Origin of the sequence: Roseicyclus sp., from assembly GCF_965662675.1 — a bacterium.
Classification (GTDB): Bacteria; Pseudomonadota; Alphaproteobacteria; order Rhodobacterales; family Rhodobacteraceae; genus Roseicyclus.
The window spans coordinates 1-15,325 of record NZ_CBFIIK010000060.1 but is presented as its reverse complement, the minus strand read 5'-3'; the positions used below and the strand labels follow the sequence as shown (position 1 = coordinate 15,325).

The 15,325-nt window shown below is 62.8% G+C and carries 18 protein-coding genes and 1 tRNA gene; 7 read left to right on the top strand and 12 right to left on the bottom strand.

Annotated features, from left to right (window positions below; genetic code table 11):
- Positions 1-51: 51 nt before the first annotated feature.
- The 5 genes from ACTG4J_RS10005 to secE all read right to left on the bottom strand — a co-directional run bounded on the left by ACTG4J_RS10005 (position 52) and on the right by secE (position 3,305).
- Positions 52-849: a hypothetical protein gene (locus tag ACTG4J_RS10005; RefSeq protein ID WP_439139167.1), complete on the bottom strand. Its 798-nt coding sequence runs from the start codon at positions 847-849 to the stop codon at positions 52-54.
- A gap of 204 nt (positions 850-1,053) precedes the next feature.
- A complete protein-coding gene (rplA, locus tag ACTG4J_RS10000) occupies positions 1,054-1,752 on the bottom strand; it encodes a 50S ribosomal protein L1 (RefSeq protein WP_439139165.1) in 699 nt (232 codons plus the stop codon).
- A 3-nt stretch (positions 1,753-1,755) separates the two neighbouring features.
- On the bottom strand, positions 1,756-2,208 hold the full coding sequence (gene rplK / locus ACTG4J_RS09995) for a 50S ribosomal protein L11 (protein ID WP_422238651.1): 453 nt from the start codon (positions 2,206-2,208) through the stop codon (positions 1,756-1,758).
- Positions 2,209-2,383: 175 nt separating this feature from the next.
- Complete coding sequence (gene nusG / locus ACTG4J_RS09990; protein WP_439139163.1) at positions 2,384-2,917, bottom strand: transcription termination/antitermination protein NusG; 534 nt, start codon at positions 2,915-2,917, stop codon at positions 2,384-2,386.
- A gap of 196 nt (positions 2,918-3,113) precedes the next feature.
- The gene (secE, locus tag ACTG4J_RS09985; RefSeq protein ID WP_422238653.1) at positions 3,114-3,305 is read right to left on the bottom strand and encodes a preprotein translocase subunit SecE; all 192 of its coding nucleotides are present in this window, start codon (positions 3,303-3,305) and stop codon (positions 3,114-3,116) included.
- A 120-nt stretch (positions 3,306-3,425) separates the two neighbouring features.
- On the opposite strand from secE, the gene ACTG4J_RS09980 reads away from it, so the two are divergent.
- Entirely contained in the window at positions 3,426-4,301 is an 876-nt protein-coding gene (locus ACTG4J_RS09980; protein ID WP_439139161.1) for a lysophospholipid acyltransferase family protein, read from the top strand.
- 28 nt (positions 4,302-4,329) lie between these two features.
- Here the strand turns inward: ACTG4J_RS09980 and ACTG4J_RS09975 are convergent.
- Positions 4,330-4,405 (bottom strand) — tRNA-Trp (locus tag ACTG4J_RS09975).
- Positions 4,406-4,548: 143 nt separating this feature from the next.
- Between ACTG4J_RS09975 and ACTG4J_RS09970 the strand changes: the two genes are divergently transcribed.
- Positions 4,549-5,238: a lysophospholipid acyltransferase family protein gene (locus ACTG4J_RS09970; RefSeq protein ID WP_439139159.1), complete on the top strand. Its 690-nt coding sequence runs from the start codon at positions 4,549-4,551 to the stop codon at positions 5,236-5,238.
- 77 nt (positions 5,239-5,315) lie between these two features.
- On the opposite strand, the gene tuf is transcribed toward ACTG4J_RS09970, so the two are convergent.
- The 3 genes from tuf to parC all read right to left on the bottom strand — a co-directional run bounded on the left by tuf (position 5,316) and on the right by parC (position 9,743).
- Positions 5,316-6,491, bottom strand: a complete 1,176-nt coding sequence (tuf, locus tag ACTG4J_RS09965) for an elongation factor Tu (protein WP_439139157.1) — start codon at positions 6,489-6,491, stop codon at positions 5,316-5,318.
- A gap of 133 nt (positions 6,492-6,624) precedes the next feature.
- Positions 6,625-7,266: a hypothetical protein gene (locus tag ACTG4J_RS09960; protein WP_439139155.1), complete on the bottom strand. Its 642-nt coding sequence runs from the start codon at positions 7,264-7,266 to the stop codon at positions 6,625-6,627.
- Between the two features lie 161 nt (positions 7,267-7,427).
- Positions 7,428-9,743, bottom strand: coding sequence for a DNA topoisomerase IV subunit A (parC, locus tag ACTG4J_RS09955; protein WP_439139154.1), 2,316 nt, complete (start codon positions 9,741-9,743; stop codon positions 7,428-7,430).
- 127 nt (positions 9,744-9,870) lie between these two features.
- On the opposite strand from parC, the gene ACTG4J_RS09950 reads away from it, so the two are divergent.
- From ACTG4J_RS09950 to ACTG4J_RS09935, 4 genes are all read left to right on the top strand, one after another.
- Positions 9,871-10,365, top strand: coding sequence for an SH3 domain-containing protein (locus ACTG4J_RS09950; RefSeq protein WP_439139152.1), 495 nt, complete (start codon positions 9,871-9,873; stop codon positions 10,363-10,365).
- A 70-nt stretch (positions 10,366-10,435) separates the two neighbouring features.
- The gene (locus ACTG4J_RS09945; RefSeq protein ID WP_439139150.1) at positions 10,436-11,257 is read left to right on the top strand and encodes an SDR family NAD(P)-dependent oxidoreductase; all 822 of its coding nucleotides are present in this window, start codon (positions 10,436-10,438) and stop codon (positions 11,255-11,257) included.
- Between the two features lie 56 nt (positions 11,258-11,313).
- On the top strand, positions 11,314-11,520 hold the full coding sequence (locus ACTG4J_RS09940; protein ID WP_439139149.1) for a twin transmembrane helix small protein: 207 nt from the start codon (positions 11,314-11,316) through the stop codon (positions 11,518-11,520).
- Positions 11,521-11,524: 4 nt separating this feature from the next.
- Positions 11,525-12,097, top strand: coding sequence for a cob(I)yrinic acid a,c-diamide adenosyltransferase (locus ACTG4J_RS09935; RefSeq protein WP_439139148.1), 573 nt, complete (start codon positions 11,525-11,527; stop codon positions 12,095-12,097).
- A gap of 91 nt (positions 12,098-12,188) precedes the next feature.
- Here ACTG4J_RS09935 and ACTG4J_RS09930 read toward each other — a convergent pair whose 3' ends face one another.
- From ACTG4J_RS09930 to ACTG4J_RS09920, 3 genes are read right to left on the bottom strand one after another with little or no spacing between them, the layout of a single operon-like run.
- Positions 12,189-13,238, bottom strand: coding sequence for a permease (locus tag ACTG4J_RS09930; RefSeq protein WP_439139146.1), 1,050 nt, complete (start codon positions 13,236-13,238; stop codon positions 12,189-12,191).
- 43 nt (positions 13,239-13,281) lie between these two features.
- Positions 13,282-13,599, bottom strand: coding sequence for an ArsR/SmtB family transcription factor (locus ACTG4J_RS09925; RefSeq protein ID WP_439139145.1), 318 nt, complete (start codon positions 13,597-13,599; stop codon positions 13,282-13,284).
- 51 nt (positions 13,600-13,650) lie between these two features.
- Positions 13,651-14,283: a ribonuclease T2 family protein gene (locus ACTG4J_RS09920; protein ID WP_439139143.1), complete on the bottom strand. Its 633-nt coding sequence runs from the start codon at positions 14,281-14,283 to the stop codon at positions 13,651-13,653.
- Positions 14,284-14,411: 128 nt separating this feature from the next.
- Here ACTG4J_RS09920 and ACTG4J_RS09915 point away from each other — a divergent pair, with 128 nt between their 5' ends.
- The gene (locus ACTG4J_RS09915; protein WP_439139141.1) at positions 14,412-15,185 is read left to right on the top strand and encodes a DUF1013 domain-containing protein; all 774 of its coding nucleotides are present in this window, start codon (positions 14,412-14,414) and stop codon (positions 15,183-15,185) included.
- Positions 15,186-15,325: the final 140 nt, after the last annotated feature.

Sequence of the window (15,325 nt, the reverse complement as noted above, 5' to 3'; positions counted from 1 at the left end):
TTTACGAATAGCCATCTTTTTTGCTCCTTGGGGCAGCGAGAAATTGAATGGTTAGAAAGAGAATGACGCGCCGAACGATACCTGCTGGCGGTTGGTGTTGTCAGTGACATCGAACATACCAAGCGACAGACCGAGGCCGGGCAATTGCGGCACGCTGAGCGAGAAGCCGACATTCAGCTGCGTCTGCGTGGCCGAAAGGCTTGCCGACAAAGTTTCTGTGACACCGACGCCAAGGCCGATGAACGCGCCTGGGCCAGCGACACCGCGGCCATCATCCGAGAGCGTCGTCTCGTTGCCATAGCCGACCGAGATCTGCATCGGGATTTCGACGCCGCCCGCTGTTGTGATACCGACCAGATGCGAGGCCGCGATCGTGTAGGTCGTGTCATTGTCTTCCGCATCACCCCAGCCCAGCAAATTGCCGGCAGCGAGGCCCACGAAGGTCACCGAATTGCCCCCTGCGCGCAACAGGCGCGAGAAGTTCAAAGACAAGGTGCCGCTTTCACCGAAAGGGTCGAGCCCGAGGACATTGACAGCAACGGTTGCACTCACACCGTCGATCGGATTGCCGACAGTGTAGCCGAATGACAGATCACCATCGCCGTCGCTGCCCGCGACGCCACCGCGCGGGTTGACATAGCTCAGCGCCGCGAAGCCACTGCCGCCGGGCGATGCGACTGCCGAAGCCACACCGAACACCGAAGGAAAGGCCAATTGGGTCGTACGCTCGGCCGGAACGACAAGCGGCGTGATCGCCATCTCGCCAGCGCCGACACCATTCGCCTGCGCGGCACCCGCGCCGGCAAGAACCACACCACCCAAGAGGATCGCACCGATAGAATTTTTCATGACTGCCCCATCAACATTAAGATGCACCTTTCGTGCAAAGTGCATAACTTAAGTGATTATCACAACCGCGACGGAAGCAAAATCATCGAATCCAGATGTTTTTGTGGCAAATACGCACTACAAACGCGCCCATTTCGATGTGTTTGAACAAAAAAGAAGCGGGCATCGCTGCCCGCTTCCTTCAGATCACGAAGATAATTCGGCTCAGTTGCCGGTGGCGCTATCGAGATTGATCGACACGCCCGGGCCCATGGTCGAGCTCAGCGAGATACGCTTGAGATAGGCGCCCTTGGCCCCTGCCGGCTTGGCCTTGGAGACCGCGTCGACAAAGGCGCGGACATTCTCGGCCAGCTTGGCCTCATCGAAGCTGACCTTGCCGATACCGGCATGGATCACGCCGGCTTTTTCGACCTTGAACTGAACCTGGCCGCCCTTGGCTGCTTCGACAGCCTCTTTGACGTCCATGGTCACGGTGCCGATCTTGGGGTTCGGCATCAGGTTGCGGGGCCCGAGGATCTTACCCAAACGGCCGACGATCGGCATCATGTCGGGGGTCGCGATGCAGCGGTCGAAATCGATCGTGCCGCCCATGATGGTTTCCATCAGGTCTTCTGCACCGACGATATCGGCCCCTGCTGCCTTGGCCTCATCGGCCTTGGCACCGCGCGCGAAAACCGCCACGCGCACCGTTTTGCCGGTACCGTTGGGCAGGTTGACCGTACCACGGACCATTTGGTCGGCATGGCGCGGGTCGACGCCGAGGTTCATCGCGATCTCGAGCGTTTCATCGAATTTCGCAGCCGCGTTGGCCTTGATCAGCGCGACGGCCTCCTCGACGGAGATATCCATCTTGCCCTCGAAGGCAGTCCGGGCGGCCTGAAGACGTTTTGCAATCTTACCCATGACTTACCCTTTCACCTCGATACCCATCGTCTTGGCCGAGCCAAGGATGATCTGCATCGCCGCTTCGACATCGTTCGCGCTGAGGTCCTTCATCTTGGCCTCGGCGATTTCGCGCAGCTGTGCCAGCGTGATCGTTCCGATCGTTTCGCGGCCCGGCTTGGTCGCGCCCTTGGGGCGGTTGCGCTTGCCGACCGGCTTGAGGCCAGCGGCCTTCTTGAGGAAATAGGACGCGGGCGGCGTCTTGATTTCCATCGTGAAGGATTTGTCCTGATAGTAGGAAATCACGGTCGGGCAGGGTGCGCCCTGTTCCATGTCTGCGGTCTTGGCGTTGAACGCCTTGCAGAATTCCATGATGTTGATACCGCGCTGACCCAGCGCAGGACCGACCGGCGGGGAGGGTGTGGCTTGCCCCGCCTTGATTTGCAGCTTCATCTTGCCTGCAAGCTTCTTGGCCATCTGGCCTACTCCTTCTTACCAACAGCCTTGGGGCGCGCCCCGCGGCCTTTGTGGACGTGGTCCGGTCCGACGGTCGCGACCGCCTCGCCTCCCACGGTGAATCGGATCACGCGATGCGCCACCCGACAGAGCCCGCCGCCTAGCGCGAAACGGACATCATTTCAAACGGAATCACTCAGCCCTGCTTGGCGACCTGCGTGAATTCCAACTCGACCGGCGTTGCGCGGCCGAAAATCGACACCGTGACCTTGAGGCGCTGGTGCTCTTCGTCGACCTCTTCGACCATCCCGTCGAAATCCTCGAAGGGGCCGTCGGCCACCTTGACCTTCTCGCCGATCTCGAAGGTGATCGTCGAGCGCGGCGACGCTTCGCCCTCTTCGACGCGGTTGAGGATCGAATTCACCTCTTCGTCGCGCATCGGCATCGGGCGGCCCTGCGGCCCCAGAAAGCCGGTGACGCGTGGAATAGAATTGATCGCATGATAGGCCTGATCGGTCATCTCCATGCGCACCAGCACATAGCCGGGCATGAAGCGGCGCGGCACGGTCACCTTCTTGCCGCGACGGATCTCGATCACCTCTTCCTCAGGGACCAGAACTTCCTCGATCACCTCTTCGAGATTCTTTTCGGCCACGGCCGTGCGGATCTGTTCTGCGATCCGCTTCTCGAAGTTCGAAAGGACGCTGACCGAATACCACCGTTTCGCCATCGTGATCCCGTTCCTTGTCCCGGCGACCCCAAGGCACGCCGCATTTTCGTTTCACATCAATGCCCGTGCTGGGCGCCCGAAAAAGAAACAGCGTGCATCACCACTCGATGCACGCCATCATTTCGGAGAATTGCCCTGCCGCTTACCCCCCTGCCCCCGGAAAATCAAGGCCCGGAAAACCAAAGGCGGCTGGCGTTTAGCCGAAGGTGGTCAGGATCAACTCAAGACCGTTGCGGATCAACCAATCCACGAAGAAGAAGAATATCGCAAAGACAACCGCCAAGGCGAACACCATCGCCGTGGTCACCAATACCTCGCGGCGCGACGGCCAGACCACTTTCGCGATCTCGGAGCGGGTCTGTTGGAGAAACTGGAACGGATTGGCCATGGCTGATCTCTTGTCTATCTCGAGGCGCATATACGCATCTCGACCGCGCCGCGCAACCCGCCGCACCATGACGCATTGATTTGCCTTGGCAAGCGGCGCGCGACTGGCCATTGAAGCACGATGCGACCGCGCCCCATTCGTTCGACTTGGAACCACCTGCGCTACATTCCCCTGCTTTCTGCGCTGACATGGTCGCGCTGGCGGGGTTTTGCAGTGCGCTCCCGTGCGCTTGGCGCGGCGGTGGGTTGGGTCTTGCGGTGGTTTCCCATCGCAAGGCGGCGGTTCGAGCGTGAAATCACCCATGTCTTTCCCGACATGCCCCGCCATGAACGCGCGCGGCTCGGCCGTGCCATGGGGCGGCGCATGGGCCAAACGCTGTTCGAGATTTACCACTGCGCGGAATTCCAAAGCCGCCAAGACGCCTTCACCGTCTCAGGCCCCGGCATGGCCGCCTTGGAGGCCGCCCGTGCGGCGGGCAAGGGTGCGCTGATCGTCTCGGGCCATTTCGGCCAATGGGAGGCGGTGCGCGCCGTACTCAAGGCCCGCGGCATGGAGACCGGCGCGGTCTACCGGCCACAGACCAACCCGCATTACCAACGCCGCCTCTTGGCCGGGATCGAGGCCGGCGGCAAGCCGATCTTGGAAACCGGACGGATCGGCACGACGGCTCTGGTGCGGCACCTGCGCGCGGGTGGCTTCATGGCGATCTTGCTCGATGAGAAATACGCCGAAGGTGTGCGCCTGCCCTTTTTGGGCCGTCCGGCACTGACCTCGCTGGCAGCGGCACAATTGGCACTCAAATATGATCTGCTCATGGTCCCGGCCTACGGTATCCGCAGCGACGATGGCGATCATTTCAACGTGGTGTTCGAAGACCCCATCGCCCATGGCGATCCAGTCGCAATGACGCAGGCCTTCAACGACAGCCTGTCGGCGCGCATCCTCGCCGATCCCGACCAATGGTATTGGCTCTTGCGGCGCTGGCAGGGCGCGTGACCGGCGTCACTTCGCATTGTCGGTAATCTGGCAGGGGCGGAGGGACTCGAACCCCCGGCCGTCGGATTTGGAATCCGATGCTCTACCAACTGAGCTACACCCCTAGGCCGGCGCCGGGGATAGGGCGCTTTGGAAAGATTGTCCAGATGCGAAAGCGGCCCTGCGCTGCGGGCGGCATCATCTACCGGAATGATTGACCCGAACCACAAACCCGTTCAATCAATGGGTCTGTTTTTTGGGTGCGCCGATGAGTATGGCAAAACGCATCGTCTCGAGCCGGGGCGTGAATATTGCGGTCGCGACGATCTTCGGTCTGTGGCTGCGCTTCGCATGGGTGACCTCGCGCCGCGATGCCGATGGCTGGGAGGCGGTCGCCCGACTGATCGACGCACATGGCGCGGTGATCATCGTGTGCTGGCATCAGCGCATCATGCTGACACCTTGGATGTTCGACCTGCAGCACGCCCCCTGCGCCAGCTTGACCTCCACCGGGCATGCCGGGCGGCTCGTGGGCTGGATTCACCGCCATTTCGGCCTGAAAAGCGTGCCCATGCCCAAGAAAATCAGCGGCGCAGGCGAGATGCGGCGCGTATTGGGCTTGTTGCGTGGCGGCACCTCGATCGGCATTTCGCCCGATGGGCCGCGCGGGCCCGCCCGCATCGCCAAGGTGGCCCCGATCCAATGGGCGCGCGCGACGCAATTGCCGATCGTCGTCTTCACCTTCGCGGGATCGCGGGTCTGGCCATGGCGCACTTGGGACAGGCTGCATTTCCCCCTGCCCTTCGGGCGGCTTTCGCTGATTTGGCGGCCGTGGGACCGGGCGCCGCCCGCGCGCATGACAGTCGAAGAAGCAACGGCGCTGGCCGCGGATCTGGGCCGCTTCATGGATGCGATTACAGCCGAGGCCGACGCCCGCGTGGGCCGCAGCCCCAGCTGAAGAATATGATACGAAAAGGGCCACCCTCGGGCGGCCCTTGTTGCTTGCTGATGACGCCCGAAGGCGCACCCACCCAATCAGGCGAGGATTTTCGAGACGACGCCTGCGCCGACGGTGCGGCCGCCTTCGCGGATGGCGAAGCGCAGGCCGTCTTCCATCGCGATCGGCGCGATCAGCTCGACCGTGAACTTCAGGTTGTCGCCGGGCATCACCATCTCGGTGCCTGCGGGAAGCTCAACCGTGCCGGTCACATCCGTCGTGCGGAAGTAGAACTGCGGGCGGTAGTTCGCGAAGAACGGCGTGTGACGGCCACCCTCTTCCTTGGTCAGGATGTAGGCCTCGGCCTCGAACTTCGTGTGCGGCTTCACCGAGCCGGGCTTGCACAGCACCTGGCCGCGCTCAACCGCCTCACGATCGATCCCGCGCAGCAGCGCGCCGATGTTGTCGCCAGCCTCACCGCGATCAAGCAGCTTGCGGAACATCTCGACACCCGTGCAGGTCGTCTTCTGCGTGTCCTTGATGCCGACAATCTCAAGCTCGTCGCCCACGTTCACAACACCGCGCTCCACACGACCGGTCACAACCGTGCCGCGGCCCGAGATCGAGAACACGTCTTCGATCGGCATCAGGAACGGCTTGTCCACGGCGCGCGCAGGCGTCGGGATGTAGCTGTCCACCGCTTCCATCAGCGCGCGGATCGAGTTCTCGCCGATCTCCGCGTCACGCCCTTCCATCGCCGCAAGCGCCGAACCCTTGACGATCGGAATGTCGTCGCCGGGGTAATCATACGAGGTCAGAAGCTCGCGGATCTCCATCTCGACGAGCTCCAGTAGCTCCTCGTCATCCACCTGGTCGACCTTGTTCATGTAGACAACCATGAACGGGATACCAACCTGACGGCCGAGCAGAATGTGCTCGCGCGTCTGCGGCATCGGGCCGTCAGCCGCGTTCACGACCAAGATCGCGCCGTCCATCTGCGCCGCACCCGTGATCATGTTCTTCACATAGTCCGCGTGGCCGGGGCAGTCGACATGCGCGTAGTGACGCGCTTCGGTCTCGTATTCCACATGCGCCGTCGAAATCGTGATCCCGCGCGCCTTCTCTTCCGGCGCACCGTCAATCTGGTCATACGCGCGGAACTCGCCGAAATACTTCGTGATCGCAGCCGTCAGCGTCGTCTTGCCATGGTCCACGTGACCAATCGTGCCGATGTTCACATGCGGCTTGTTACGTTCAAACTTTGCCTTTGCCATTGCCCTTGCGCCTCGTGCGTTCGGGGGCCTTTGCAGGGGCGTTACCTGCGGCCCGATTCAACATCGCGGGCGAACTAGTCGGGTCGCGGGGAAAAATCAAGCCGATAACCGCATGGGGCCAAGCACGCTGCGCTCAATTGGCCGCGCCCGCGACCGGCGGCGGCAAGGTCTCGACGGAAAAGGCCGCCTCGATGGGCTCGCGCGCGGCCCGGAAAGATGGTGCCTCGGGGTCGATGGCGAACCAGTCCGGGTTCTCGCGCATCCAACGTTGAATCTGCCGCGCGGCATTGCGGGCAAGCACCTGCATCTGTTCATCGCGCGTGCGCGCCAGACCCGATCCGATAAAGACCGTCTGGCGCGAGCTGCCTTCGAACACGAGGATCTGTTCAGCCTCGCTATTCAGCTTCGCCCCCAGCGCATCATCCCAGACATTGACCGACAACACCAAAACGGAACGTGGATTGACCACCAGCGGGATACCCGGCGGCGCCAGCGCGTAGCCTTCGATCGCGATGCCCAGATGATAAAGCCGCTCCCCCTCGTAAGGGGCAAAGCGCCGGTCGATCTCCGCGCCCAAGATCGCAGTCCATTCCTCGGGCGTCGCGCTGCGCGATGGCGGCACTTGCTGCATGTTGTCGGCCACCAAAACCGCATGACCCAAGCGGAAATTACCCATATTCGGCAATTCGTCGGTCAGTGGATCGGGCGCCTGACCGCAGGCGCTCAATGCCAGCAGACAGGCGAACATCGCGAAACGGGGCAGGCGAAAGGGCATACGCAACTCCGACAAATAGGGCGCTAAGTGCAAATAGCGCAGCCGCAGGCCCAGCGCAAATGCCCTCGGTCCGCGCCTGTCGCCGGGGCCTTCTTCGTTTCGCAAATATCCTCGGGGGGAACGCCGCAGGCGTGGGGGGCAGACAGCCCCCCGGCAAGGCTTCAGGTAAAGCGGTTGTCCCGCGGAAAACCGCGCGGCGCCATCCGCCCGGCAGAGGCGCGTTTGCCCATCCATTCGGCCAGATCCGCTTCGGACCGGGTCCGGCCCGCCGGATCAAGCCACGACAGCCCCGCCGCATGTGCGAAACTGCGCGCATCGGCCAGACCACCATCCTTGTACTTCTGCAACCGTACGCCTTTGCCGCGGCCCATTTCGGGCAGCTCATCCATGGCGAAAACCAAGAGCTTGCGATTGTCGCCGACCACCGCCACCGCGTCATCACCATCGGCCACCGCATGGCAGACGGTGGCAGCGACACCATCCTTGACGTTGAGCACCTGCTTGCCCGCGCGGGTTTGGGCCACCACTTCGGCCTCGGGGACCAAAAAGCCGTCGCCAGCCGATGACGCCACCAACAGCCGCCCCTCGGCGCGATGGGTGAAGAGCGTCACGATCTCGGCCTCGTTGGGCAGATCGACCATCAGGCGCAAGGGCTCACCCAAGCCGCGGCCACCGGGCAGACCCACCGCCGAGAGCGTGTAGAACCGCCCCGTCGAGGAAAAGACCAAAAGCTTGTCGGTGGTTTCCGCGTGAAACAGGAAACGCCCCTCATCGCCATCGCGGAACTTCATCTCGGTCGACAGGTCAATATGACCCTTCATCGCCCGAATCCAGCCCATCTTGGAGCAGACAACCGTGATCGGTTCACGCTCGATCATCGCTTCGATTGGCACTTCGGCCACCTCGCCGGCTTCGGCGAATGCAGTGCGGCGCGCCCCACCCGGGGCCTTGGCGCCGAACTTGCTGCGCACCTCACGCAGTTCCTCGGCGATGCGCGCCCATTGCAGCGCGTCCTCGGCCAAGAGATCCTCAAGCCCCGCGCGCTCTTCCATCAACGCGTCGCGTTCGCGCACCAGCTCCATCTCTTCGAGCCGCCGCAGGCTGCGCAGACGCATGTTGAGGATCGCCTCGGCCTGCACCTCGGTCAACTCGCCCTCGCCGGGGCCGGGCGTACGATAATCCTTTTCGGATGTCGCACGGACGAAATCCTGCCCCCAATCCTCGCGCATCAGCGCAGGCTTGGGGTCATCATCATAGCGAATGATGTCGATGACCCGGTCGAGATTGAGGAAAGCGATGATGAAACCTTCCAGCACCTCCAGGCGATGGTCGATCTTGTCCATCCGGTGCTGCGAGCGGCGGATCAGTACCGCGCGGCGATGATCGAGGAATGCGCGCAGCACTTCTTTGAGCGAGCAGACCTTGGGCGTGCGCCCGTCGATCAGCACATTCATGTTGAGCGAGAAGCGCGTTTCCAGATCCGAGTTGCGAAAGAGTGTGCCCATCAGCACCTCGGGGTCCACATTCTTGGATTTCGGCTCCAGCACGATGCGGATATCATCCGCGCTCTCGTCGCGCACATCGCCCAGGATCGGCACTTTTTTCAGCTGGATCAATTCGGCCAGCCGTTCGATCAATTTGGATTTCTGCACCTGGTAGGGGATCTCGGTGATCACGATCACCCATGTGCCGCGGCCTTGATCCTCGACCTCCCACTTGGCGCGCAGGCGAAAGGCGCCGCGCCCGGTGCGGTAGGTTTCGGCGATGCTGTCGGGCGGCTCGACGATCACGCCGCCGGTCGGGAAATCGGGCCCCTTGATATAGGTCAGCAGCGTGTCATCGCGCGCATCGGGTGTTTTCAGCAGATGCAGGCAGGCACCGATCAACTCGTCAAGATTATGGGGCGGGATATTGGTCGCCATGCCGACCGCGATGCCGCTTGAGCCATTGGCCAAAAGGTTCGGCACGGCGGCGGGCAGAACCTCGGGTTCTTCCAGCGTGCCGTCGTAATTGGGGCGGAAATCAACGGCGTTTTCGTCAAGCCCCTCCATCAGCGCTTCTGCGATGGCGGTCATCCGCGCCTCGGTGTAGCGCGAGGCGGCGGGGTTATCACCGTCGATATTGCCGAAATTGCCCTGACCGTCGACCAGCGGATAGCGGATCACGAAATCCTGCGCCAAGCGCGCCATGGCATCGTAAATCGCCATATCGCCATGGGGATGGTAATTGCCCATGACATCGCCCGAGATTTTCGCCGATTTGCGAAAGCCGCCGTTTGACGAAAGCTTGAGTTCGCGCATCGCGTAGAGAATGCGCCGATGGACCGGTTTCAGCCCGTCGCGCGCATCGGGCAAGGCGCGGTGCATGATGGTCGATAGCGCATATTGCAGGTAGCGTGCGCCGATTGCCCGGGCCAAAGGCTCCGAGGTCTGGCGGTCTGCGCCCCCATCATCTTGTGTGTCATTATGCTCGGCCATCTAGGCGTCGTGATAGCCGAGCGATGCAAGCGCGTCCAGCACCTCAAAGGGCAAGTTTTGCAATCCAGAGTCGGCGAATCGGCACGTTCCAGTTATAGAGATCATCGCTTAAGGGGTTGTTTGCGCGATGTTGCGTTTGAGTATCTTTGCTTGTGCCGTGATTTATGCCGGCCTGACCATCATGTCCGAGCGGTCGGTCGCCAATGCCGATGCGCCGGATGATCCAGCCATCTTGGTGAACCGCGCGAAAGCGGCGCAAGAGCCCGCATCTTCGACTTTCATGACCGCAGATGGGCGCAGCCTTGCGATCGCCACGATCATCGACCCCAGCCAATCGACCAATGCCCAAGGCGCTGTGCCGACAGTCGTGACGCCGCGCATGGCCGACTTCGTGGCCCCAGCCGCAACAACACCCCCCAGCTTTCCACTGGCAGAAGTGACGGGAACGCGGGTCAACCTGCGCGCTGGCCCGTCGACGGGCGACGCGGTGCTGACAGCCCTGCGCCTCGGGGATCAAGTGGAATTGATCGGGGCAACGGGTGATGGCTGGGCTCAGATCCGCTCACGCGCTGATGGGCGCGAGGGTTTCATGGCGATCCGCTTTCTCAATCCATTGAACTGAGGTCGATTGCCTGTGGCGCATCGCTGGCTTAGGCAGGCGGCGCAACGATCAAGCGACGGAGGCGCGCGCCATGGCGCGGCAGGTTCTCATCACCGGGTGTTCCTCGGGTATCGGACGGGCGGCCTGCGAGGGCCTGCGCGCGCGCGGCTGGACGGTGATCGCAGCGGCGCGCAAGCCAGCCGATGTCGCTGCACTCAAGGCCGATGGGTTCTTGGCGGTGTGCATCGACCATCATGACAGCGCAAGCATCGCCGCGGGCTTTGCCGAGGCCGTGGCGCTTGCGGGTGGCCGGATCGAGGCGCTGTTCAACAATGCAGGCCACGGCATGCCCGGTGCCGCCGAAGACCTGCCGCGCGGCGCGCTGGAAGAGGTGTTTTCCTCGAACCTGTTCGGCCTGCACGAGCTGACCTGCCTCGCTATCGGCCACATGCGCGGCCATGGGGGCGGACGGATCGTGCAGCATTCCTCGGTGGTGGGGTTCACGGCCCTGCGGTGGCGGGCGGCCTATGTCGCGACGAAACACGCGCTTGAGGGGCTGACCAACACCATGCGGATAGAATTGCGCGGCACGGGTATTCATGTCGCGATTTTGAACACAGGGCCCGTCACCTCGGGGTTTCGTGACCGCTCGATGGCGCAATTCGACAAATGGATCGACCTCGACGCCTCGCGTCATGCGGACTTCTACCGCGACAAATGGCTGGCACGGCGCGAGGCGGGCCGCGATCTGTTCGAACTCGGCCCCGAAGCAGTGGTCAAGAAACTGGCCCACGCGCTGGAAAGTCGCAGGCCGCGGCGGCGCTACTACATCACCACGCCCGCTTATGTCGCAGCGGTGCTGACCCGCATCCTGCCTGATGCAGCGCAGGATTGGATTATCGCGCGGCTCTAGCCTTTTGGCTGTCGCGCGCTAGGGTGCAGCCCCCATGGAAAAGAAGGAAGACGCAAGTGGACGATCCGTTTCTGATCATTGCATTCATCGCATGCCTTGGCGTTCTGTTCATCTTGCTGATGGGCATCAATTCTTTCCGCAAGGGCACGGCCGAGGCGGCCAAGGAGTCGAATAAATTCATGCGCTGGCGGTTGATCGCCCAGTTCGGTGCCGTGGTGCTGATCATGATCTTCGTCTGGCTGCGCGGACAAACAGGGGGTTAAGCGGATGGTTGTACTCAACAAGATCTACACGCGGACGGGCGACGCAGGCGAAACCGCTTTGGGCGATGGTAGCCGCGTGGCCAAGCATTCGGCGCGCGTGGCCGCCTATGGCACGGTGGATGAGTTGAACGCGATGCTCGGCATGGCGCGGCTGCATGCGACGGGCGAGATGGCCACGCAGTTGCAGACCATCCAGAATGATTTGTTCGATCTGGGGGCCGATCTTTGCACGCCCAACATGGAAAAGGATGACGAGCGCCCCTATCCCGCGCTGCGGATCATCGCCGCCCAAGTCGACCGGCTGGAGCGCGAAATCGACACGATGAATACGCGGCTGGAACCCTTGCGGAGTTTCATCCTGCCCGGCGGTTCTGCGCTGTCGGCGCAGCTGCATGTCTGCCGCACAGTCGCGCGCCGCGCGGAACGGCTGAGCGTAGAGCTTGGCACGGTGGAATCGATCAATGCCGAGGGGGTCAAATACCTCAACCGCCTGTCCGATTGGTTCTTCGTCGCGGGCCGCATCGCCAATAACGACGGCAAGGACGATGTGCTTTGGGTTCCGGGGGCGAGCCGCTGAAAGCGGCGTAAGGTCCAGTTGACCTTGCGGCCACCGGACGGGCGCAGCCGCGGCACAAAGGGCGGGGCCGCGCCGCAAAAAGCGGCGCGGCCTAAAGCGTGACCCAAATCTGGAAAAGCAGCCCAGCCGCGAATGCCCCGCTCAGCGACAGACCGATATAGAGCGCAAAGACCTGTGGGCGGGCCAAAGCCCAGACCGCCATCGCCGCCGGGATCGATGTCACCCCACCGGCCACCAGAAAGGCCATGCCCGCCCCCGGCGCCATGCCCTGTTCGATCAGCCCGCCGACCAGCGGCAGCGCGGCATAGCCATTGAGATAGGCAGGCACCCCCACCAGCGTCGCGGTCAGGATCGGCCATAACCCGGTGCCGCCCAGCGCCGATGTCACCGTTTCGGTCGGAATCCATGCCAGCATCAGGCTTTCCAGCACAAAGGCCAGCGTCAGCCACTTGGCAAGGAACAAGGTCGTACCGATCGCGGTCTTGGCGAATTTCGTCCGCCTGTCCGTATCGGCCCAAAAGCGCCAAACCACGGGCTTGGGCGCCCGGATCTTGGCGCCACCGCAGCCGCCATTGCCGACGCCCTCGCGCAGCGGATCGGCCAGCGCGCCGTGGCCAGCCAACAGATGCACCACCACCCCGCCAAAGACGCCAAGGCCCACCGCCGTCAGCGTCTTGGCGATGGCGAACTCGAGATCCAGCATGCCCGCGGTCAGCACGAACATCGACGGGTCCATGATCGGCGAGGCCAGCCAAAATGCCATCACCGCCGAGAGCGGCACACCCATCGCCAAAAGTGCCGCGATCAGCGGGATCACACCGCAAGAACAAAAAGGCGAGATACCACCCGCCAAGGCCGCCAATCCGATCATCAGCAAGGGCGCGCCGGTAAAGGCCCGCGCGATCAGGTTATCGGCCCCTGTCGCCCCCGCCCATGCCGCGATGGCGATCGACAAGATCAGATAGGGCGCGGTGCCGAGGAGCGCCTTGGCGGCGAAACCCGCACTCGCGCTGGCCTGCGCGGGATCGAAGACCGCCAGCACCAGCAAGATCAGCCCCGCGGCCAGCCAGACCCGCTGATCGCGCCAGATGGTCGCCGCGATGGTCACAAATCCAAGACGGGGAAGGGATGCGTCGCTCATCTCGCTCTCACAAGGCTATGGGAAATGGGGGGATTGGCCATCATCATGCCGCATCTTCGGCCGCGTTGCGGCCGACACCGGCGCAGCATTCAGATGTCAAAAAGCCCAGCACACCATGCATGGCGGGGTAATCGACACGGTTGAATACCTCGCGCCCCTGCTTGTCCTGCACGACCAGACCCGCATCGACCAATGTGGACAGATGATGGGCCAAGGTCGAGGCAGCCAGCCCCAGATGCGCGCCGATCTCACCCACGCGCAGCCCACCGGGCCCCGCGGTCACGAGCAAGCGAAAGATCGACAGCCGCGCCTCGTGGCCGAGGGCGGCAAGGGCGCGGGCATGTTGGGCGATATCCGTCATGCGCTCAACATATCTATAAATCCGGTTATGTCGAATCTTTTTTCCGAGACCTCAGCGTATCGGTGCGAAAAACGCATCTTGCAGGCGGCAATCGCGCGCAACATCAGGTGCGCAGTCCCGCGGTTCCAACCCCCGCGTCAGGCAGATCCGCACCTCCTGTATCCGGCCATCGCGGCAGGTGACCGTCAGCATCTCGGGCGAAAGCGTCGGGTTCACCTCCAAGAACGCCTCTTCGATCACGGTCGCAGGCAGGCGCACCGGGCGGTCGAGGCGACGCAGCAAATCAGGCCGGGTGACCCGCTGATAGGCAAGGCGCGACAGCTGGAAATAATCGGCGGCGGACAGGCCGCTGCACACCCCATGCTTGCGCCATTGGTGCCAAGCCAGCCCGGATGTGCCCATGATATCGGCCATCTCGGCGGTCATCGCCCGTGATGGCGCGCGCGCGGCGGTTGGGCAGAAACTGGGCCAGCCATCCTCGTATTGCGGCCACAGACCGTGCAGTGTGAAACCATGCCCCTGCCCCGGTTCGCATTGCGCTGATGCGCGGGCGTCCCCCTCGAGCGCGCACCAATTCGGTGTCCAACTCAAGGCAAGCACATAATAGTCGAAATCACCGGGCCTTTCTTCTTCGGCGGCTGCGATCCCCGCCAACCAGACCAAACACACAACCAAAAACCGCATTTCCTCTTCCCTCTGAACGACACCGCGCCTATATACCTTGCGACTTCCCCGAAATCGAGGAATGGCGGACAGGCTCCGCCGCCGGCCCGCCCGGCAAGCGATGAGGCGTATCTGAAGGACGGATGACGATGAACAAACCGATCATGGCAAAAGCCACCGCCGTTTGGCTGGTTGACAACACCACGCTCAGCTTCAAGCAGATCGGCGATTTTTGCGGCCTGCATGAGCTAGAGGTTCAGGGCATCGCCGATGGCGATGTGGCCCAAGGCGTCAAGGGGTTCGACCCGATCGTCAACAACCAGCTGACGCAAGAGGAAATCACAAAGGGCGAAGGCAACCCGGCCTATACGCTCAAGCTCAAGTTCAACGCCGCCGCCGTGGGTGAGGAAAAGCGCCGCGGTCCGCGCTACACGCCGCTGTCCAAGCGTCAGGATCGTCCTGCCTCGATCTTGTGGCTGGTGAAGTTCCACCCCGAACTGACCGACGGGCAGATCGCCAAGCTGGTCGGCACCACCAAGCCCACGATCCAGACGATCCGCGAACGCACGCATTGGAACATCAACAACATCCAGCCCATCGACCCGGTCGCGCTGGGGCTGTGCCGCCAATCCGAACTGGATGCCGCGGTCCAAAAGGCCAATGCCAAGAAGGCCCGCGAGGGTGGAGTGATGACCGATGATGAGCGGATGAAGCTGGTCTCGACCGAATCGAGCCTTGGCATGAGCACCGAACCCCGCATGCCCAGCGCCATCGCCGGGCTGGAGGGCTTCAGCCTGTCCAATGATGACGAGGAAGAAGAGCGCCCTCGTCGCGATCTGGATGCGAGCAACCTGTTCAACCTGCCCGCCGCGTCCGATGACGACGATGATGAGGATGAGGATGACCGCCGCAGCCGCCGCTAAGCAGCCCAGCGCGTTACCGAACACCAAACCCCGGTCCGACAGGTCCGGGGTTTTTCATGTCAGACAGGCGGGTGAACCGCCAAGCTGTGCGCTCAAAAGGCAGGCAGGCTGACGGTGTCGAGCAAGCCGCGCCCGCCATC